Raw genomic sequence first — 19,714 nt, 5'->3', positions numbered from 1 at the left:
GGCATCGGCCATCGCGCGGCAATCGCTCAACAGCCGCCCATCAAGGCTTCCGAACGCCAGTGCGTGCCTTCGCCGAGCAGCAGGTAGAAGCCGTAACTCTCGTAGCCGCTTTCCGACAGCACGAAGTCGAGCGTGCCGTTGCCGTCGATATCGCCGAACTGCAGCAGGTGCGTACGCAGTGGCAGGTCTTCGCAATCGTCGCAGCCACTGGCCGCGCTGCCCTTGCGGAACTGCCAACTGCTGCCATCATGCTCGAAGATCGCAAGCACGGCCAGGACACCGGTCGGGTTGTCCGGGTTGCCGGTCCTGGTCGGGTGATGGGAGGTCAGCACGGCTACGCGTCGCTGCGGCTGCTGCGTGTCGGTGAAAATCTGCAGCGTTGCCAGATCCTGCGCACGATCGGCAGGGAATGCCGTCAACGCCTGGGCCAGCGCCGCCGGCTTGACGCCGCTGCGCAGCTGCGCGGTCGCAACGGCCTGGCGCAACAGCTCGGCCTGTTCGGCAGCGGTGGCGTTACGGCTGGCAAAGCGCTTGCCGGGATTGAGATCCACCGTCGATAACAGCGGCGAATTGGACAGCGTGCTGGTGCCCTTCAAGCGCAGTCTTGCCGTGCCGCCGCACATGCTGTTGTCGTCGACGCTCAGCGACGCAAGCCGCACGGTGCCGCTGGACACGCCCGCATTGAAGACCTGCAGCGGCTGGCTCAGCAGCGACCTGGGCATGCTGGACTCCTTCGCAACGCCGCTGCCCAGCCACACCGGAATGTATTCCAGCGGGTCTTCGCCCGGCTGGCTGTCGTAGGTCTGTACCAGCACGACCGCGCGTGCGGGTTCGGCGGCCCGTGCGGCCAGCGGCAACAGCGCGGCCAGTGCGAGAGAGAGCAGGCGGGTGTGCATTGCAGCGACGTCCTTGTGCATATCGATCCATGAAAAAACGGACGCTCGGTGGAGCGCCCGTTCGGGGTGTGCACTGTAGCAAACGCGGCTCAAAACCTGGCCGGCGGTTGCGGCGGGCCATCGCCGGATGCGGATTCACCGCCACCGGCTGTGCCGTCTGGCTTGCTCAGTACTTGGCCACGCCGTTGTCCACCTCGTCCGACCAGGCGTCGATGCCGCCGGTGACGTTGTAGACATTGCTGAAGCCCAGGCCGCGGAAGTGCTCGGCCGCCTGCAGGCTGCGCCCGCCGCGGTGGCACAGGAACGCCAGCGGGGTGTCCTTGGGCAACTGCTCGATGGCGGCGCGCTCGTGCGCGTCCAGCGTGCGGAACGGCGCGGCAACGCTGGCCAGGGCACGCTCGTCGGCCGGGCGCACGTCCACCAGGGTCAGCGTACCGGCCTTGATGCGGTCGTCGGCATCGCGCACCGACAGCTCCTGCACCGGCTTGGGCGCATTGGGGTTGTCGATGGCCAGACCACGGCCGCGGATGTCGTCCACCCAGTCGATGGTGATGCCGTCGGCGCGGCGAGCGCTGGCCAGATCGAACTGCACGCGCAGGCCGTTGGATTCGGCCGCGATGGCGTTCGGGTTGGTCGGCGCCAGCTGGAAGTTCGGCTGGAAGTTGGCATCGATGGCCAGCGTCAGCGAGGCATCCGGCGCATCGGCCAGCGCGCCCTTGAGCATCTCGACCGCGGCCGGGGTGATGGTGATCTTGGGCGGAGTCCGGTCTGGCGCCTGCAGGCCCAGCATGCTGCTCAACTCGCCGCTATCGGCCATCTGCAGGATGATGTCGCTGCCGCCGATCAGCTCGCCGTCCACATACAGCTGCGGAATGGTCGGCCAGTCGCCGTAGGCCTTGATGCCTTCGCGGATCTCCTGGTCGGCCAGCACGTTGACGTGGGCATAGTCGATGCCCAGACCGTCCAGCACGCCGACCGCCTTGGCCGAAAAACCGCACTGCGGCATGCCGGGCTGGCCTTTCATGAAGAGCACCACGCGGCTGGATTGCAGCAGCGTATCGATGCGGGAACGCAGGGCGGGATCGAGGGACATGGCAGCACTTCGGTCAGATCGTGGAGTCCGGTCATTCTACGCCGCATGGCATCATGCGGCATGACCACGCTTCAAACGCTGTATCGCATCCCCTCGCACCCGTACCGCTGGGTGGGCCTGCTGGCCCTGTCGCAGGCGGCGGTGGCGCTGCTGTGGTGGCATCTGGGCTGGGCCTGGGGCGTGCCGGCGTTGCTGGTGTCGCACGCCTTGTTCGTGGTGCCGGTGTTCCTGCCGCGCGCGCGCCTGTACGCGCCGGTGCTGGCGCGCCTGCCGGGCCGCGCGCCGCAGGTATGGCTGACCATCGACGACGGCCCCTCCGACGACACCCCGGCGATGCTGGACCTGCTGGACGCCTTCGATGCCAAGGCCACGTTCTTCGTGGTCGGCGCGCGCGCCGAGCAACGGCCTGAACTGGTGCGCGAGATGGTGCGCCGCGGGCATGGCATCGGCAATCACAGCCATACCCATCCGCAGGCCTGGTTCTGGGCGCTGGGCCCGCACCGCATGGCGCAGGAAATCGGCCAGGCACAGCGCGTGCTGGCCACCATCACCGGGCAGGCGCCGCGGCTGTACCGCTCGGTGGTGGGCATGACCAATCCCTTCGTCGCCTCGCCGCTGCGTGCGCACGGGCTGACCCGCGTGGCCTGGAGCGCGCGCGGTTTCGACGGGGTGCGTTGCGAGCCGCAGGCCACCGTGGCCCGCATCGTGCGCGACCTGCGCCCCGGCGCCATCGTGCTGCTGCACGAAGGCGCCGCACACGGCCACAACCTCACCATCCTGCGCGGCGTGCTTGACGCGATGCACGCGCGCGGCCTGGCCGGGCGGCGTCCGCTCTGAGGTCCTGCGCACGGCGTGGCCGATGGCGTGGAAGCGGAGCGTGCGTTGCCGGATCCATCGCCCCTGTCGTCGGGAACGCTCTGGTGCGACGCGTCTTTTTTGTTCGCCGGATTGCCTGGAGCTGGCGCTCCTGAGTTCCGGCGTCGACCCGCGCATGTATTGACAGCGATTTAACGCGGATCGAACATGCGCCCCCAGCCAGCAAACGGTGCGCGCCTTCCGATGGCGCTGCCGACGCCAGCCTCAATAGCCGTCATCGACGGCCATACTCGCTCTTGAGGCTGACCCCATGTCCCATCGCATCGTCCCTGCGCGCGTGCTTGCGCGTGCGGATCTCCGTTCGCCGCAGCTCCCGCTGGCGTACTCCCTGCTGGCGCTGGCTTGCGCATGGCCATTGGCGGCTGCGGCGCAATCGAGCACGCGCGACCCGGTCGATCTGGACCGCCTGCAGATCGAGGCACACCGCGGGGCCGCGACCGAAGGCCGCGACTCCTACACCGCCGATGTGGCGCGCAGTTCGACCAAGCTGGAGCTGTCACTGCGCGAGACGCCGCAGTCGGTGGTGGTGGTGACACGCCAGCAGATCGTCGACCGCAACCTGCAATCGCTGCAGGACGTCACCGACACCGTGGCCGGCTTCAACTCGCCGACCTGGGACACCGAGCGCACCTACATCAATGCGCGCGGCTTCGAAGTGGACTATTACCGCATCGACGGCATTCCCACCGAGTACACCGGCGATGTGCAGCAGAACATGGCGATCTACGACCGGGTGGAAATCATCCGCGGCGCCAACGGCCTGACCACCGGCGCGGGCAGCCCGGCCGCGTCGATCGACCTGGTGCGCAAGCATGCCGACAGCGATGTGTTCACCGGTCGGGTCGATCTGTCGGCAGGCCGTTGGGACCGCTATCGCGGCACCGTCGACCTGCAATCGCCGTTGAACGCCGCCGGCAACGTGCGTGGGCGGGTGGTTGCCAGCGACGAGGACAAGCAGTCGTTCCGCGATTACTACAGCAAGCAATCGTCGCTGTTCTACGGCATCGTCGATGCGGATTTCAGCGATGCCACCCGCGGCTACATCGGCATCAACAAGCAGCGCAACGATGGCCGCGGCACCACCTGGGGCGGGGTGCCGGCGTACTTCAGCGACGGCAGCCGCACCGATTTTGCACGCTCGGATTCGTTCACGCCGCGCTGGGCGCGCGGTGTGGCCGATACCACCAATGCGTTTGCCGGCCTGACCCATCGCTTCGACAACGGTGCGCAGCTGCACGTGGAATATTCGCATCAGCGGTTCGAAGCCGATTGGAAGTCGGTGCTGTTCGGCTACTTCGATTACCCGGACCGCCAGACCGGCCTGGGCCTTGCCAACACTTTTGGCGGGCGCTATCCCGCACTCACGGCGCAAAACAGCCTGGATGCCTACCTCAGCGTGCCGCTGACCTGGTGGGGCCGCAACCACGAACTGGTCGCCGGTGCCACCTGGATGAACCGCAACGTGCGCAGCTGGTCCAACGGGCCGCAGCCGCCGCAGGTGCTGACGGCCGAAAGTGTCTACGCCTGGACCGGCAGCATGGCGCAGCCGCAATGGACGCCGCTGGTGAAGGGCGAAGAACGCGACGTGCGCCAGGTGGCCGCCTATGCCGCCGGCCGTTTCAGCCTGACCGACGCGCTCACGGCCATCGTCGGCGCACGCGTCACCGACTGGAAGAACACCGATCAACTGGTGCCGGCCAATACCTACGAGCGTCGCGGTCGCACCACGCCGTACGCCGGCCTGATCCTGGACGTGGACGACCACCATTCGCTCTACGCCAGCTACACCGGCATCTTCAAGCCGCAGAACAATCGCGACCGCAGCGGGCGCTATCTCGCCCCGCTGGAAGGCAACAGCTACGAGGTCGGCGCCAAGGGCGAATACCTCGGTGGCCAGCTCAACGCGGCGCTGGCGTTGTTCCGTATCGAGCAGGACAACCTGGCGGTCAACGACCCCGGACAATTCGTGCCCGGCACCACCAATCAGGCTTTCCTGGCGGCGAAGGGCACGGTCAGCCAAGGGGTGGAATTCCAGCTCGACGGGCAGCTCTCCGAGCAGTGGCGGATCGCGTTCGGCTTTGCCCAGTTCGATGCCAACGATGCCAGCGGTGTCGACGTCAATCCGACCAGCCCGCGTCGCGAAGCCACCCTGTTCACCAGTTGGCAGACCGGGCCATGGCGCGTGGGCGGTGGCCTGAGCTGGCAGTCGGCCATCCACGAATTGATGTCCGGGCCACAGGGCAGCACGCAGCGGCTGACCCAGGGCAGCGTGGTGTTGGCCAACGCGATGGCACGCTACGACATCAACCAGGCATGGTCGGCGCAGCTCAACGTGCGCAACCTGTTCGACCGCAAGTACTACGCCAACATCGTGTACCAGAGCCAGTTGATCTACGGCGACCCGCGCGATGTGGAGCTGACGCTGTCCTGGAAGTTCTGAGCTTGCTCAAGACGGCAGGCTTTGGCGGCAAGGATGCCGCCACTGAGCCTCCACGCACGGATTCACGGCGTGTCCCGCTAGCGGCGAGGGTGCCGCGCACTCGGCAAACCAGGCCTTTGCCTGCATCCAAACGGCGCGGCGACTCGATCACTTGGTTGTCCGAAGTGATTGGTCAGCGCGGAGGGGTCAGTTGTAGAGCCGCTGCTCTGCGACTTCGCTGCAGGGCCCTGCCCGCCCACCGTCGCGGGACACGCCGCAAGTACGTCCCTGTAGGCACTTACGCGGCATCCAGGCCGCGTAAGGTCCCGCGAGGGTGGGCGGGCAAGGACCCGTCGAGATGGTCGGTGTGCATGGCTTTCAACAAGGCAACCAGCGGACTCTCTGGGGCGTGGGGCACCGCCCTTGAACATCGTGGCCCGCGATCATCCGCATGACGTCAACAGCGGCCGTCAAAACGACTGCGCGGCCGGTGCCCGATGCGGCATTTGCGACGCGTACACCCGGGTTTCTGCGTGCCGTCCACATCCGTCCGGCGACCGCGCGTTACGTCTTGTCAGCCGTTCTAAAGCGAGCCAGGCACGTTGTGCACTGCCTCAGCGCGGCTCGGCCACGATCAACCAGTTGTTGAACGGCGTGTTGCCATACAACGGCGCAAACGTCGCACGCAGACCGGCAGCATCCAGCTGCGCCTGCAGGCTGTCGCGGGTGGGATAGCTGCGCGGCATGCGCTGCATCCAGCCGCTCAGATGCGCCAGCACATCTGTCACGCGGCTGGTGCGGCCACGGCTGCTGGCATCGCCCAGTGCGCTGCGGATCACCAGTTTCGCGCCCGGCGTGAGCATCTGCGCCACGCTGCGCAGCAGGCTGGTCTGCATGTCGGCCTGCAGATACTGCAGCACGTCCAGAATGGTCACGCTGCCGCGGTGTTGCGGCCAGGCCACGCTCAGATCGACCACGGCGAACTGCGTATTGCCCAATGCCGAGCGCTGCGCGATGTGCTGCGCGCGGCGGATCTTGGACGCGTCCACATCCACCCCGTGATACGCCAATGCCTGGCCATCGGCACGCAATGCGTGCGCGAGCAGGCCCAGCCCGCAGCCCAGATCCAGCACGGGCGCGGTGGTGCTGCGCAACTCGGCCAGCACGCCCGGATACAGCGGGTCGGTGCGCAGCTTGGCCTGGGTGTAGTAATAATCGTAGCGATTGCCCAGCGGATGCGGCGGCAAAAACGCGCGCGCGATCGCCAGCGCCTGCGCGCGGCTCATGGGTTGGGTGGCGGTGCTGTGCAATGTCGTTCCTTGGCAATGAGGCTTGGTGCGCGGCTAGCTTGGGCCTGCTAAGGCGATCGGGGCTGCCCACGCGTGGCGTGGTCCATCCCGATCGCGTTGGCAGCCGCTATCGCATCGCGCGCCGCTGGCAGTGCCAGTGCGGTCCAGCGCGCATACATGGCGCCGGAGGGATGCAGGCCATCGTCGACCAGCATGTCGGCAGCGTCGCCGCCATCGCGGCTTGTGGCGGTGATGTCGACAAAGCGCACCGAGCGCGCGGCGCAGCGTTCGGCGGCTACGCTGTTGAAGGCATCGATCTGTGCGCCGATCAGTGGCGCATCGCCGCCCTGCGCATGCGCAAACGGAGTCAGCCCCCAATCGGGAATCGACAGCACGAACACGCGTGCCGCAAGGCCGCCGGCGAACCCGATCGCACGCTGCAACAACGCATCGAACTGGCTGCGGTATTCGTCCAGCGAGCGTCCGCGGTATTGATTGTTGACGCCGATCAGCAGGCTCACCAGCTCGAAAGGCCCCTGCGGCGCAGCGGCATCGAGACCGGCCTGCAGCTCGTCGGTGGTCCAGCCGGTGGTGGCGATGATCTGCGGCGGCGCCACGTTCCAGCCGTAGGCACGCAAACCGTCGACCAGTTGCACCGGCCAGCGCTGCTCGGGGGCAACGCCTTCACCGATGGTGTAGGAATCGCCGAGCGCCAGATAGCGCAGCGGCATGCCGGCCGCCGCCATCAGGCCACGCTGCGCGACTTGAGCGGCACGACCTTGGTGACCGCCTCGGCGCGGCGTGCCAGCGCACGGTCGATGCGTGCGAAGACATCGCGCATCACCGGCGCTTCCGGCATCAGGGTCACGCGGAAGTGGTGGCGGTAGGGCACGTTGAAGCTGGAACCCGGCACCACCAGCACGCCTTCCTCGTTCATCAGGTCGAGCGCGAATTCATGGTCGTCGAAGTTGCGCGCGGCCGGGCCGACCACCGCCGGGAACGCATACAGCGCACCGGCCGGCGCCACCAGCGACAAGTGCTCGCTGGCCGCGCAGGCCTCGATCACCGCACGGCGGGTTTCGTACAGACGGCCGCCCGGCGCGCACAGCGCCGAGATGGTGTCCGGCCCGTTGACTGCCGCGTCGATGGCGTACTGGCCCGGCACGTTGGCGCACAGGCGCAAGGCGCCGAGCAGGTCCATCGCATTGCGCAGGTCGTTGATGCGCGACTGCTCGCCCGACAGTAGCGCCCAGCCCACACGCCAGCCGCAGGCGCGGTGCACCTTGCTCAGGCCGCCGAAGGTGATGCACGGATGCGCACCGGCCAGCGGCGCCACCGGCACGAAGGCGGCGTCGTCGTAGAGCACCTGGTCGTAGATTTCATCGACCATCAGCAGCAGGTTGTGCTTGCTGGCGATAGCCACGATGCGCTCTAGCAGTTCGCGCGAATAACTGGCACCGCTAGGGTTGTTCGGATTGATCAGCACGATGGCGCGGGTACGCGAGGACACCAGCGTCTCGATTTCCACCGGGTCCGGCTGGAAGCCGTTTTCCGGGGCGCAGCGGTAATACACCGGCCGGCCATCGTTGAGGATGGTGGCGGCCGACCACAGCGGATAGTCGGGCGAGGGCACCAGCACTTCGTCACCGGGATTGAGCAGCGCACGCAGCGACAGGTCGATCAGCTCGCTGACGCCGTTGCCGACGAAGATGCGGTCCGGATGCGCATCCGGGTGTTGGCGCCGCGCATACGCGGTGGCGATCGCCTCGCGCGCTTCCGGCAGGCCTTGCTGATGGGTGTACGGATCGGTGCGGCCCATGTCGTCGGCGATGGCGCGCTGCAGATGCTCCGGCGCACGGAACCCGAACGCGCCCGGATTACCGATATTGAGCTTGATCAGCTTGCGGCCCTGCGCCTCCAGCTCCCGCGCTCGTCGCGCCAGCTCGCCCCGGATTTCGTAGCGGACTTCGGACAGACGCTCGCGGATGGCGAGCGGCTTTTGCGGGGCAGTGGACATGCGACGGGCCGGTTGTAGGCGTGAGGCTTGGCATGGTAGCGGAAATATGACAGGCGGACATGCTTGCATCGGCAACGATGTCAAGGGGCGCTTCAGCCCGGGCGCAAGGCCCGATTGCACAAGCCGCTGCGGCCAGCCAGCTAGAATCGCCCCATGAGCATTGTGTCCCCCGACTACCCCACTCTCCAGTCCATTGGCTGGCCCTGGCCTGGCCCTGCCGAGGATCCGGCCTGGCAGGCGCTCTTTGCCGCGCATCCGCAGGCGTTGCCGGCGCGGGTGGTGGAGCAGCACCGCACCGGCTACGTGGTGGCCGATACGCCGGAGGCCGGTCTCAAGGCCGAGTCGCTGCCGGAGTGGCAGCGGCCGCGGTTTCCCAGCCATGAGCGGGCGTCGGTGGGCGATTGGGTGCTGATGGAGGGCAAGCGCATCGTGGCCTTGCTGCCGCGGCGCACCTCGATCAAGCGCGGTGCGGCCGGCGAGCATTACCACCAGCAGGTAATCGCGGCCAACATCGATACGGTATTCATCGTGTGCGGGCTGGATGCGGACTTCAATCCGCGCCGCATCGAACGCTACCTGCTGCTGGTCGGCGGCGGCGGTGCCGAGCCGGTGGTGGTGCTGACCAAGGCCGACCAGACCGAATACGCGGAGGACGCATTGGCGGTGCTGGAGGAACTGGAAGCGCAGAACATCCCGTTGCGCGCGGTCAACGCCAAGGATCCGGACAGCGTGGCGGCGCTGCGGCCGTGGCTGGGCGATGGCCGTACCGCAGTGCTGGTGGGCTCGTCGGGTGCGGGCAAGTCGACGCTGACCAATACCCTGCTCGGGTCGCAGAAGATGAAGACCAATGCGGTGCGCGAGAACGATTCGCGCGGCCGGCATACCACCACCCATCGCGCCTTGATTCCATTGCCGTCCGGTGCCTGCCTGATCGATACGCCCGGCATGCGCGAGCTCAAGCCCACCGGCGAAGAGGATCTGGCCGAGGGCGGCTTCTCCGATGTGGAGGCGTTGGCGGCGCAGTGCCGCTTCAACGATTGCGCGCATATCGCCGAGCCCGGTTGTGCGGTGCGTGCGGCGATCGAGGCCGATACGCTGGATCCGGAGCGGGTGGCCAATTACATGAAGCTGCGCGTGGAAGTGGCCGCAGCGGCCGAAAAGCTCGCCACACGCCTGGCGCAGAACAACCGGGGCAAGGGATCGGGCCGGCGGCCTGCCAGCGTCGATCGCAACGGACGCCGCTGATGCCGTTGCGCAAGGGGCCGCCGGACATCGTCCATCATGCGGCGCTGGATGCGCGCCTGGTCAAGGCCGTGCGCGGCGTGCGCCTGCTCGCGCTGGCCAGCTGGCCGCGCTCGCTGCAGGAGCCGTTCCTGCAGAGCGTGACGCGTGGGCAGCCGGAGCTGCCGCAGGTGGAGTATCCGCGACTGGATTTCGGCGATACCCGGCGCGAGTTGGCGGCTATTGCCAAGCAGGCCGATCCGCATCACCCGCTGGGCGCCTACCTGATCGACTCGACGCATAGCTGGGGCCTGGCCGCCGGCCTGCTGGAATCGCTGGGCACTCCCGCAGTCAGCGATTACTCGGCGCAGCTGTTCGGCGTGCCCGACGACCCGATGCCGGGCAACGGCCCGAGCACGCGCGAGGCAGCGCGGCACTTCATCCAGATCGCGCAGGAGCTGGACCGCGAACTGCTGGCGCCGGAAGAACAGGTGCCGGTGTCGGCAACCGCCCTGCGCATGCAGCTGCAGAACGATCTGGACGCCTTCTTCGAAGGGCGCGTCATCACCGTTACGCTGGATCCGGATCTGCTGGCCAAGGCGGCGGCCGGCGCGCATCGCATCCGCCTGCGCAGCGGCGCCACCTTCAGCGATTACGATCGTGCGCAGCTGTTCCATCACGAGGCGCTGGTGCATTCGCTAACCGCACTCAACGGGCGCGCGCAGGTGCATCTGCCCAGCCTGGGCATTTCCTCGCCGCGGACCACCGCGACCCAGGAAGGCCTGGCGACCTTTGCCGAGCAGATCACCGGCAGCATCGATATCGAACGCATGAAGCGCATCAGCCTGCGCATCGAGGCGATCGCGATGGCGCGCTCGGGTGCGGACTTCATCGAGGTGTTCCGCTATTTCACCGCAGGAGGGCAGAGCGCGGCGGAAAGCTTTTCATCGGCGCAGCGCGTATTCCGCGGCGTGCCGACCTCCGGCGGCGGTGCCTTCACCAAGGACACGGTGTACCTGCGCGGGCTGGTGGCGGTGCATACGTTCTTCCGGCATGCGCTGCAGCGCGATCAGCTGCAGCTGTGCCGTTACCTGTTCGCCGGCAAGATGGCCCTGGGCGACGTGGCGCGCTTTGCGCCCTTGTTCGACAGCGGCGTGCTGGTCGCCCCGCGCTGGTTGCCGCCGTGGGTGAGTCGGGTCAGCGGCCTGGCCGGCATGCTGGCGTTTTCGTTGTTCGCCAATCGCATCCGCATGGATCAGCTGCAGCCACCGGCGATGAACGTCTGACGCTTGCCGAGCAACTTGCGCGCAGTTGTCGCGTCAGCGCGGTGGCGCGGCGAAGCTGCCGCGGGCGCGAGTCGGGTGACAAGGCGCAGTACGTGACGCATGCCTGGCATTGCATTGTTAAAGGTGAAAGGCGCTGAACCGTAAGCATCGTGCCGACGCGTTCTACACGATGCTGCAACGGACTGCACCGGACACTGTTCGCCTTGCCCGAGATGGGCCATGACACGAGGCGATACGATGAAAATCCTGATGGTGCTCACTTCCCACGACCAACTCGGCGATACCGGCAAGAAGACCGGCTTCTGGCTGGAGGAATTTGCCGCGCCGTATTACGTGTTCAAGGACGCCGGCGCAGACATCACCCTGGTTTCGCCCAAGGGTGGCCAGCCGCCGCTGGACCCCAAGAGCGACGAGCCCGATGCACAGACCGAGGCCACCAAGCGCTTCAAGCAGGACCCCGCCGCACAGCAGGCATTGGCCAGCACGCAGCGCCTGGCGGACGTCAAGGCCGATGACTTCGATGCGGTGTTCTACCCGGGTGGCCATGGCCCGTTGTGGGATCTGGCCGAAGACGCGGATTCGATTGCGCTGATCGAGGCATTCGCCGCGGCCAACAAGCCGCACGGCCTGGTGTGCCACGCACCGGGCGCGCTGCGCCGGGTCAAGGGCAGCGATGGCAAGCCGTTGGTCAACGGCCGCCGCGTCACCGGCTTCACCAATAGCGAAGAAGAGGGCGTGGGCCTGACCAAGATCGTGCCGTTCCTGGTCGAAGACGTGCTGACCGAACTTGGTGGCCGCTACGAGAAGGGCGCCGATTGGGGCGTGCATGTGGTCACCGATGGCTTGCTGGTCACCGGCCAAAACCCGGCTTCGTCGGAGAGGGCTGCCGAGGCGTTGCTTGAGTTGTCGAAGCGCTGATTCTGCGGTTGTCGTGTGGTGATGCCTGGACGGCCAACGGAAGACATCGCGGGTTTGATTCAGAGCGGCCAACAAAACGGAGCGAGTAGTCGTCAGGTGATGTACGGACGTCGCGGAGGCACCGGAGTGTACGCGTGGTGCATACCGGTGCCGAGCGGCAGCCGCACCTGTCTGACGGTAAGTGCAGTAGCTTTTTAGCGTCCTTCGTCGTGTGCTTTAAAAGCGCCGCATCGTCCAACAACCGGAAGCAATCCGGTGCTCGCAACCAAACGAACCGGCCATGCTGACTGGTCCTTGTCCGCCCACCGTCGCGGGACCTTACGCGGCATGGATGCCGCGTAAGAGCCTACAAGGACGTACTTGCGGCGTGTCCTGCGATGGTGGGCGGGCAAGGGCCCGGCTGCCAAGCCACAGATCGTCCGTTCAAGCCACAGATCGTCCGTTCAAGCGGCAGATGGTCCGCCCTGCAGGCGCGCGACACACCTGCACAATCGCGTTCAAGCAATACGCTCCAGCCAACGCACTGCATACGCCGGCAGCACCAGTCGCATGTCATCGCCCAGCGACTCAGTAGCCGTCTCGCCGCCATCCGCCACCACCTTCCATCGGCCATCTCCGAACGCGGCAAGCGCCACAGTCAGCGGTTGTACGCCGAAGTTGTGCACGGCCAGGAAGCGATCGCCGCGCGTCAATGCAAACAGGCGCGCATCGCCCAGCGCAACGCTGCCCAGCGCCTGATCGGCAGCTAGTGCGGGCAGCGCGGCACGTTGCCGGATCAATCCACGTAGCCGGCGATACACAGTGCCGCTCAGGCTGGCTGCATCTTCGCGCTGTGCTGCAAGCTGCCAATCCATCGCCGGGCGATGCAACCAGCGACCTTCGTGCCGACGCTGCGGATCGTTGCGGTAGCTGCCGTCGTTGGGCAGGGCGAGTTCGTCGCCCATGTAGATCAACGGCACACCCGGCATCGCCAGCGCGATGGCATAGAGCAACACCAGCCGATCCACCGCCATGCGCAACGCCGCCGTATCGCCCGATGCCTGTGCGGCCTGGATCCCGGCCAGTGCCGCGGCCATGCCATTGGTGCCGTGCACGCCGTCGCCACTGCTCTGGAAGCTCTCGCCACGCGCGTAGCTGCCCGGCACCTCGTTGGCATAGAAGCGCGCGACATCGCGCAGTGCGAATGGCGGCTGCGCGGCGTTGCCGGCGGCTTCGTGTTGCAGCACGTTCCAGCCGATATCGTCGTGGCAGCGCACATAGCTCAGCCACGCGCAGTTGGCCGGCAAGGGCGGGCTATGCGCGATGACGTTGTGCAGGATGTCGCCGCGTTGCAGCGCCAGCGCCGACCAGCCGGCCGCCATCAGCGTGCTGTGATAGGCCAGGTGGCATTCGTGGCCCTGGTCCGTACCGCTGCCGAAGTAGGGCGGCAGTTGCGTCATCGGCACGATGGCTTCGGCCTTCATCACCACCGACGGCGCAACGATGTCGGTGACCGCGCGCAGCGCCACCAGCAAGGTATGCGCCTCGGGTTGATTCATGCAGTCGGTGCCGGTGCGCTTCCACAGATACGCGGTGGAATCCAGACGGAAGGCTTCCACACCCAGATTGGCCAGCTGCAGCATCGCCAGCGCCATCTCGCCGAACACCGCCGGGTTGCTCCAGTTCAGATCCCACTGATAGGGATAGAAGGTGGTCCACATCCACTGGCCGGTGGCATCCACCCAGGTGAAATTGCCGGGTGCGGTGTGCGGGAAGACCTGTCCCAGCGTGGCTTCGTACTGGTCGGGCTGCGTGCGATCGGCGAAGTGATGGTAGTAATCGAGGTAGCGCGCATCGCCGGCCCGCGCCGCCTGCGCCCAGGCGTGATCGTCGGCGGTATGGTTGAGCACGAAATCCGCGCACAGGCTGATGCCGGCCTCGCGCAGGCGTGTGGTCAGCGCGACGAGATCGTCGTTGCTGCCCAGGCTTGGCTCCACCTGGCCATAATCGCTGACCGCAAAGCCACCATCGTTATCGCCGGCGCGTGCACGCAGGAACGGCAGCAGGTGCAGATAGCGCACACCCAGTTCCTGCAAATACGGCACGCGTTCGGCCACGCCTTGCAGCGTGCCGGCGAAGCGGTCCACGTAGGCGCTGTAGCCCAGCATGTGCTGCTCGCCGAACCAGCCGGGCTGACGCGTTGTGTCGAGCTGTTGCAGTGGCTGTGGCCGCTGTTGCGCGCTACTGCCAAGCGCGCTCAACCACTGCGTCAGCCACGACGCATAGTCCGGGCGTTGCCCATACAGCGCTTGTAGCGCGTCGAGCAGGCGCGACGCATGCCGGTTGAAGCGCGGCAACAGCGCGCTCGCACGCTGCGCATCCAGGGGCGCGGCAAAGGCCGCGCGCAATGCAGTGAAATCGGTGGGGGAGGCGCTCATTGGCAAGCGCCGGGACGAACCCGGCGAGGGGTCCTTAGAAGTCGTAACGCAGGCTGATGCTGGTGGTGCGGCCGGCAATCGAGCGCGCGCGGATGATGCCGTTGGCCGGGATGCTGGCTTCCTCGGCCTCGGTCAGGCCGAAGGTGTTGAACAGGTTGTTGACGTTGAGTGCGACGGTGAGTGCGTCGGTCACGCGGTAGTCGCCGAACAGGTTCACCTGCGTATAGCCCGGCATCTTCAACTGGTTGGAGTCCTGGGTGTAGGCATCGGTGGTGCCGATCAGGTTGATGCCGAACTGGTAGCCGTCGCCGCGATAGCTGGGCGTCAACTGCCACACCACATCGGCCTGGCGACGCGGCACATTGCCGGTGTTTTCCGGGGTGATCTGGTCCTTGGAAATCTCCGCGTCGGTCCAGGTCAGGCCGCCGTTGACGGTGAAGCCTTCGTAGCGATAGCTGGCTTCCAGCTCCACGCCGTGCGCCTCGTAGCTGCGGTTGAAGAAACGCTGGCTGGTGACTTCGAAGTTCTGTTCCTCGGTGCGCGCCGAGAACGCGGTGGCGAACAGGCTCAGGCCGTCGCGGCGCCACTTCAGGCCGGCTTCGGCCTGGCGGACCACGTTGACGCCTTCATCGGAGGAGACCGAGCCGTCGTCGCGGACCACGCCGAACAGCAGGCGGTCGGCATTGGCGCGTGCGCCGCGGCTGATGCGCGCGAACGCGCCCAGGTCATCGTTGATCAGGTAGTTGCTGCCCAGCGAATACGACAGGTAGTTCCAGTCGTAATCCACCGGCCGTGCGTTGGCGGTATCGACCGTGGCCACGCGCTGTTCCACCGGCTGGATCACGCCATCGCCGTTGACGTCCAGGTTCTGCGCGATCGCGGTGCCGGCATAGCTGCCGCGTGCATCGCCCATGTCGTAACGCAGGCTGCCGTCGATGCTGAACTTGCCGCTGTCGAAGGTCAGTGCGACGTACGGCGCGTTGACGTCGTAGCGCACGTCGTAGCTGCGGGTGATGCAGCAATCGCCCCAGAACGGGGTGCCGTACGCATACAAGCCATTTTGCGAGCGCGACACGCCGCCGGCATCGACCACGTTGAGCAGGCGCGAATCGCGGCCCAGGCTCTGCACGTAGGAGTTCCAGGTCCAGTCCATGTCGATGGTCTGGCGCGAGCTGTAATAGCCCATGCGCAGGTTGAGCGTGCGGCCGTCGCCGCCGAACTCGCGCGAGACGCTGAGGTCGTTGGTGACGTTGCCCAGGTCGTTGATCGCCACGTTGAACAGATGCGTGCGGATCGCGTTGCCGGTGTAGGCCTGGCCGGCGTCCGGGCCGCTGGCCTGCACCAGTTGCGCGCCGGCGCCGCCGATGGACGCGGCCAGCGTGGCGGCATCGGTGACCTCGGCCGGGAACGGGCTGACGAAGCGGCCGCTGTTGTCGGCGATGCGGAACTTCTCGCTCAGGTTCCAGCCGCTGCCCAGGTCGAACCAGGCCTCGGCGCCGATGGTGCGCGAGATCGGGTGCATGCCGTCGCCCAGGTCGGTGCGGCGCGGCTGGTTGTTGCCGTCCAGGCCGACATCGGTACGGAAATTGCGGCTGTACAAGGTGTCGTTGCCCGGATCGAAGCCGGCAAAGCCGCCCAGGTCCGGAGAGCCGTCGCGGCCACGCACGGAGGTCGGCACCGGCAGATAACCGGCGGCGCGATCGTTGAGGTATTTGCCGTAGACACGCACGTAGCCGTTCTCGAACAGCCGGGTCAGGTTGGCCTTGAGCTGGCCGCCCTTGTCGGTGGTGTAACCGGCATCGCGCACGCCATCGCCCTGGCGGAAGAAGCCGCCGATGTTGAACTGCCAGTTTTCCGCGAACGGCGCGCCGTAGTCGAAGTCCACGCGGGTGTTGTCGTAATCCAGGCCGCGGCTCACGCCGACGCTGCCGCCTGCGGTGTCGCCGGTCTTGCTGATGAAGTTGATGATGCCGCCGGGCGCGTTGCTGGTGAACGTCGATGCCGAGCCGCCGCGGATGGCTTCGATGCGGTCCAGGGTGAAATCCGAGCGCAGGAAGATGTCCGAGTTGCCGAAGGCGATATCGCCGAATTCCATCACCGGCAGGCCGTCCTCCTGCAGCTGCAGGAACTTGGCGCCGCCGGAGGCGACCGGCAGGCCGCGCACGGCGATGTTGGCGTTGCCTTCGCCACCGCTGGATTCGGAGCGGATGCCGGGGATGTTGCGGAAGATCTCGGCGGTGCTGCGCGGCGCCGATTGTTCGATCGCCTCGGCGCCCACGGTGCTGACCGACACGCTGGACTTCAGCTTGGTGGTGGCGGTGGAGGTGCCGGTGACGAACACCGAATCCAGATTGACCGCGGCGCTGTCGGCGGCCGGCGGGGTGACGGGTGCGGCCGTGGTCGCGTCCTGCGCCAGCGCGGCAGGCGCGCACAGGCAGGAGACGACCGCGCAGGCCAGGGCATGCAGGCGCAGGGTGTGCAAGGTGGACATCGCGGTTCTCTCTCTCACGGATGGTGGTGTGCCGACGCCTGCATCGTCCCCTCCCAGGGAGTGGCCGTGTGGCCTGCAGTGCGAGCGCAGTAATACGCCCCAATACAATCGATTGCAATCTTGCGCTGCAGCATCATTTCTCGGCTCGCTCGCTCATGTTTCGACAAGCGGAAACGTGTTGCGACGCAGCGTTACAATCGATTGCAAAGACGGCAGGGTACAGTGCGCTGCGGCCACTGGGAGCCGCACCGATGCCCAGGGTTCTGCATGTCGTCGACCGCCACTCCGTTCTCCTTCGCGCGCATCCTGGCGCTCAACGCCGGCTTCTTCGGCGTGCAATACAGCTTCGGCCTGCAGCAGAGCAACATGAGCCCGATCTACAACTATCTGGGCGCCGATCACGCGAGCCTGCCGTACCTGTGGCTGGCCGGGCCGATCACCGGGCTGGTACTGCAGCCGTTCGTCGGCGCGTGGAGCGACCGCTCGGTGACCCGCTGGGGTCGGCGCATGCCGTACATGGTGCTGGGCGCGCTGGTGTGCAGCCTGTGCCTGCTGGCGATGCCGTTCAGCACTGCGCTGTGGATGGCGGTGTGCCTGCTGTGGATCCTGGATGCGGCCAACAACGTGGCGATGGAGCCATACCGTGCGCTGGTCAGCGATGTGCTGGCGCCACCGCAGCGGCCGCTGGGTTATCTCACCCAAAGCGCGTTCACCGGGCTTGCGCAGACGCTGGCCTATCTCACCCCGCCGTTGCTGGTGTGGATGGGCATGAACCAGGACGCCGCCAATGCGCACCACATTCCCTATGTCACCATCGCCGCCTTCGTGATCGGTGCGGGGTTTTCCGCGGCCTCGATCCTGCTCACCGCGCGCAGCGTGCGCGAGCCGGTGCTTGCGCCGGCAGAGATCGCGCGGATGCGCCAGACCGGTGCCGGCCTGGGCGCCACAGTGCGCGAAATCTACGGCGCCCTGCGCGCGATGCCGCCGACCATGCGCCAGCTCGCGCCGGTGATGCTGTTCCAGTGGTACGCGATCTTCTGCTACTGGCAGTACATCGTGCTGTCGCTATCGACCAGCTTGTTCGGCACCACCGAAGCCGATTCGCATGGCTTCCGCCAGGCCGGCCTGGTCAATGGGCAGATCGGCGGGTTCTACAATTTTGTCGCGTTTCTGGCCGCGTTTGCGATGGTGCCGGTGGTGCGCCGCATCGGCCCCAAGTACACGCATGCAGCCTGCCTGGTCGCGGCCGGCGTGGGCATGTGGGTGTTGCCGGGCATCCAGGACCGCTGGCTGATGCTGCTGCCGATGATCGGCATCGGGCTCGCCTGGGCCAGCATGATGGGCAACCCGTACCTGATGCTGGCCGACAGCATTCCGCCCGAGCGCACCGGTGTGTACATGGGCCTGTTCAACCTGTTCATCGTGCTGCCCATGCTGATCCAGATCGTCACCTTGCCGCTGTACTACGAGTGGCTGTTGCACGGCGACCCGCGCAACGTGATCCGCCTGGCCGGCGCACTGATGCTGGCCGCCGCTGTGGCGATGCTATGCGTACGCGTCCGCAAGCCCAAGGCAGCAGTGGTGTAGCCGCGACGCGTTACGCCTGTGTCGCTGCGTACTGAAGCAACCGACCGCGATCACGCGGGCAGCAACGCGTAGCTATGCTATGCACCGCGCACCAGCACGCCCGCTCTTACGATTCCCGATTCCCCAATCCCGATTCCCCAATCCCGATTCCCCAATCCCGGCCTCACGCCGACTCACGCACCACCAACTTCACCGGCATTTCCACCGACTCCACCGCTTCGCCGCCGATCAACGCCAGCAGCCGGTCCACCAGCAGGCGCGCGGCCAGGCCCAGGTCCTGCCGCACCGTGGTCAACGGCGGTTGGCTGTAGGCGGCCAGCGGAATATCGTCGAAGCCCACCAGCGAGATGTCCTGTGGCACGCGATGCCCGGCTTCGACCAGGGCGCGGATCGCACCGACCGCAATCACATCGGAGGCGGCGAACAGCCCGTCCGGCGGATCGGTCTTCTTGAGCATCGCGCGGGTGAGGCGGTAGGCGTCTTCGCTGAGGAAGTGGCTGCGCGCATGCAGGCGCGTATCGAACTCCAGCCCGTGCCGCTGCAGCGCATGGCGATAGCCGGCAAAGCGCGGTGCAACCTCGGGTAACTGGTCGTCGCCGAGAAAGGCGATGCGGCGACGGCCGCTGGCAATCAGATGTTCGGTGGCCAGCGCGCCGCCCTGGAAATTGTCGCTGCCCACGCTGATGTACGACTGCCCGTCGATGCGGCTGCCCCAGACCGCCATCGGCAGGCCATCGCGCGCGGCTTCGTCCAGCGCGGCATGTTCGGAACTTTGCCCCAGCACGATCACGCCATCGGAGCGGCTGCCGCGTGCGAGTTGTTCCACCCATCCGTCCTGATGCCGGTCGAGCTTGGACAGCAGCATGCTGTAGCCGCGCCCGGTCAGTTCCTCGGCCAGCAGCGCCAGCATCGTCATCATGAAGGGGTCCGACAGCGGCTGGTCCAGCGCATGCATCATCGGCACTGCCACGCTCACCGTGTTGGAGCGTTTGGCGCGCAGGCTGCGCGCAATCGGATCCACCTGGTAGCCGGCATCGGCGGCAATCTGCTTGATGTACGCACGCGTCCGCTCGGCCACCACCGGGCTGCCGGCCAGGGCACGCGACACGGTGGATTCGGACACGCCTGCCATGCGGGCGATGTCGGCCATCTGCGGGCGGGCACCCGGCGTGGCGCGTTCTGAAGGTTTGGCCATGTCAGCGCA

14 protein-coding genes and 2 other RNA genes are annotated in these 19,714 nt (G+C 66.8%); 7 read left to right on the top strand and 9 right to left on the bottom strand.

What is annotated here, in order from left to right:
- Window positions 1-26: 26 nt before the first annotated feature.
- Together AC06DU_RS16765 and grxD are read right to left on the bottom strand one after the other, a co-directional pair.
- Window positions 27-896 (bottom strand): hypothetical protein, encoded by an 870-nt coding sequence (locus AC06DU_RS16765; RefSeq protein WP_478204437.1) that lies wholly within the window; start codon window positions 894-896, stop codon window positions 27-29.
- Between the two features lie 166 nt (window positions 897-1,062).
- Window positions 1,063-1,989, bottom strand: a complete 927-nt coding sequence (grxD, locus tag AC06DU_RS16760; RefSeq protein WP_024938949.1) for a Grx4 family monothiol glutaredoxin — start codon at window positions 1,987-1,989, stop codon at window positions 1,063-1,065.
- 45 nt (window positions 1,990-2,034) lie between these two features.
- Between grxD and AC06DU_RS16755 the strand changes: the two genes are divergently transcribed.
- The 3 genes from AC06DU_RS16755 (at window position 2,035) to AC06DU_RS16745 (ending at window position 5,864) form a co-directional block, all read left to right on the top strand.
- Complete coding sequence (locus AC06DU_RS16755; protein WP_209271886.1) at window positions 2,035-2,826, top strand: polysaccharide deacetylase family protein; 792 nt, start codon at window positions 2,035-2,037, stop codon at window positions 2,824-2,826.
- A gap of 289 nt (window positions 2,827-3,115) precedes the next feature.
- Complete coding sequence (locus AC06DU_RS16750; RefSeq protein WP_478202868.1) at window positions 3,116-5,305, top strand: TonB-dependent siderophore receptor; 2,190 nt, start codon at window positions 3,116-3,118, stop codon at window positions 5,303-5,305.
- 483 nt (window positions 5,306-5,788) lie between these two features.
- Window positions 5,789-5,864: non-coding RNA, sX9 sRNA (locus AC06DU_RS16745), on the top strand.
- 34 nt (window positions 5,865-5,898) lie between these two features.
- Here AC06DU_RS16745 and AC06DU_RS16740 read toward each other — a convergent pair.
- The 3 genes from AC06DU_RS16740 to AC06DU_RS16730 all read right to left on the bottom strand — a co-directional run bounded on the left by AC06DU_RS16740 (window position 5,899) and on the right by AC06DU_RS16730 (window position 8,590).
- On the bottom strand, window positions 5,899-6,570 hold the full coding sequence (locus AC06DU_RS16740; RefSeq protein WP_179465792.1) for a methyltransferase: 672 nt from the start codon (window positions 6,568-6,570) through the stop codon (window positions 5,899-5,901).
- Window positions 6,571-6,641: 71 nt separating this feature from the next.
- Window positions 6,642-7,319 (bottom strand): SGNH/GDSL hydrolase family protein, encoded by a 678-nt coding sequence (locus AC06DU_RS16735; RefSeq protein WP_478202867.1) that lies wholly within the window; start codon window positions 7,317-7,319, stop codon window positions 6,642-6,644.
- Window positions 7,319-8,590: a pyridoxal phosphate-dependent aminotransferase gene (locus AC06DU_RS16730; protein WP_024938954.1), complete on the bottom strand. Its 1,272-nt coding sequence runs from the start codon at window positions 8,588-8,590 to the stop codon at window positions 7,319-7,321. The genes AC06DU_RS16735 and AC06DU_RS16730 overlap by 1 nt, the downstream gene beginning before the upstream one ends.
- A 153-nt stretch (window positions 8,591-8,743) precedes the next feature.
- On the opposite strand from AC06DU_RS16730, the gene rsgA reads away from it, so the two are divergent.
- The 3 genes from rsgA (at window position 8,744) to AC06DU_RS16715 (ending at window position 12,015) form a co-directional block, all read left to right on the top strand.
- Window positions 8,744-9,835 carry a ribosome small subunit-dependent GTPase A gene (rsgA, locus tag AC06DU_RS16725; RefSeq protein ID WP_024938955.1) on the top strand — a complete coding sequence of 364 codons (1,092 nt, stop codon included), beginning with the start codon at window positions 8,744-8,746 and terminating at the stop codon, window positions 9,833-9,835.
- Complete coding sequence (locus AC06DU_RS16720) at window positions 9,835-11,097, top strand: flavohemoglobin expression-modulating QEGLA motif protein (RefSeq protein ID WP_478202866.1); 1,263 nt, start codon at window positions 9,835-9,837, stop codon at window positions 11,095-11,097. Before rsgA ends, AC06DU_RS16720 begins: the two co-directional genes overlap by 1 nt.
- 237 nt (window positions 11,098-11,334) lie before the next feature.
- Window positions 11,335-12,015 (top strand): type 1 glutamine amidotransferase domain-containing protein, encoded by a 681-nt coding sequence (locus AC06DU_RS16715; protein ID WP_478202865.1) that lies wholly within the window; start codon window positions 11,335-11,337, stop codon window positions 12,013-12,015.
- A gap of 66 nt (window positions 12,016-12,081) precedes the next feature.
- Here AC06DU_RS16715 and AC06DU_RS16710 read toward each other — a convergent pair.
- From AC06DU_RS16710 to AC06DU_RS16700, 3 genes are all read right to left on the bottom strand, one after another.
- Window positions 12,082-12,158, bottom strand: a non-coding RNA gene (locus AC06DU_RS16710) — sX9 sRNA.
- 354 nt (window positions 12,159-12,512) lie between these two features.
- Window positions 12,513-14,432 carry an alpha-amylase family protein gene (locus tag AC06DU_RS16705; protein ID WP_478202864.1) on the bottom strand — a complete coding sequence of 640 codons (1,920 nt, stop codon included), beginning with the start codon at window positions 14,430-14,432 and terminating at the stop codon, window positions 12,513-12,515.
- Window positions 14,433-14,466: 34 nt separating this feature from the next.
- Window positions 14,467-16,923: a TonB-dependent siderophore receptor gene (locus tag AC06DU_RS16700; protein WP_478202863.1), complete on the bottom strand. Its 2,457-nt coding sequence runs from the start codon at window positions 16,921-16,923 to the stop codon at window positions 14,467-14,469.
- A 267-nt stretch (window positions 16,924-17,190) separates the two neighbouring features.
- Here AC06DU_RS16700 and AC06DU_RS16695 point away from each other — a divergent pair, with 267 nt between their 5' ends.
- Window positions 17,191-18,510, top strand: coding sequence for an MFS transporter (locus tag AC06DU_RS16695; protein ID WP_039525534.1), 1,320 nt, complete (start codon window positions 17,191-17,193; stop codon window positions 18,508-18,510).
- A gap of 163 nt (window positions 18,511-18,673) precedes the next feature.
- Here AC06DU_RS16695 and AC06DU_RS16690 read toward each other — a convergent pair whose 3' ends face one another.
- Window positions 18,674-19,705 (bottom strand): LacI family DNA-binding transcriptional regulator, encoded by a 1,032-nt coding sequence (locus AC06DU_RS16690; RefSeq protein ID WP_024938961.1) that lies wholly within the window; start codon window positions 19,703-19,705, stop codon window positions 18,674-18,676.
- Window positions 19,706-19,714 lie beyond the last annotated feature (9 nt).

It is taken from the genome of Xanthomonas sp. NCPPB 3200, from assembly GCF_056393585.1.
Note: the sequence above shows the minus strand (reverse complement) of the source record. Positions and strands in the feature narration are given on the sequence as shown.

Coding starts and splice junctions, on each gene's coding strand:
- AC06DU_RS16765 (WP_478204437.1), bottom strand. CDS start 896: ATGCACACCCGCCTGCTCTCTCTCGCACTGGCCGCGCTGTTGCCGCTG.
- grxD (WP_024938949.1), bottom strand. CDS start 1,989: ATGTCCCTCGATCCCGCCCTGCGTTCCCGCATCGATACGCTGCTGCAA.
- AC06DU_RS16755 (WP_209271886.1), top strand. CDS start 2,035: ATGGCATCATGCGGCATGACCACGCTTCAAACGCTGTATCGCATCCCC.
- AC06DU_RS16750 (WP_478202868.1), top strand. CDS start 3,116: ATGTCCCATCGCATCGTCCCTGCGCGCGTGCTTGCGCGTGCGGATCTC.
- AC06DU_RS16740 (WP_179465792.1), bottom strand. CDS start 6,570: ATGAGCCGCGCGCAGGCGCTGGCGATCGCGCGCGCGTTTTTGCCGCCG.
- AC06DU_RS16735 (WP_478202867.1), bottom strand. CDS start 7,319: ATGGCGGCGGCCGGCATGCCGCTGCGCTATCTGGCGCTCGGCGATTCC.
- AC06DU_RS16730 (WP_024938954.1), bottom strand. CDS start 8,590: ATGTCCACTGCCCCGCAAAAGCCGCTCGCCATCCGCGAGCGTCTGTCC.
- rsgA (WP_024938955.1), top strand. CDS start 8,744: ATGAGCATTGTGTCCCCCGACTACCCCACTCTCCAGTCCATTGGCTGG.
- AC06DU_RS16720 (WP_478202866.1), top strand. CDS start 9,835: ATGCCGTTGCGCAAGGGGCCGCCGGACATCGTCCATCATGCGGCGCTG.
- AC06DU_RS16715 (WP_478202865.1), top strand. CDS start 11,335: ATGAAAATCCTGATGGTGCTCACTTCCCACGACCAACTCGGCGATACC.
- AC06DU_RS16705 (WP_478202864.1), bottom strand. CDS start 14,432: ATGAGCGCCTCCCCCACCGATTTCACTGCATTGCGCGCGGCCTTTGCC.
- AC06DU_RS16700 (WP_478202863.1), bottom strand. CDS start 16,923: ATGTCCACCTTGCACACCCTGCGCCTGCATGCCCTGGCCTGCGCGGTC.
- AC06DU_RS16695 (WP_039525534.1), top strand. CDS start 17,191: ATGTCGTCGACCGCCACTCCGTTCTCCTTCGCGCGCATCCTGGCGCTC.
- AC06DU_RS16690 (WP_024938961.1), bottom strand. CDS start 19,705: ATGGCCAAACCTTCAGAACGCGCCACGCCGGGTGCCCGCCCGCAGATG.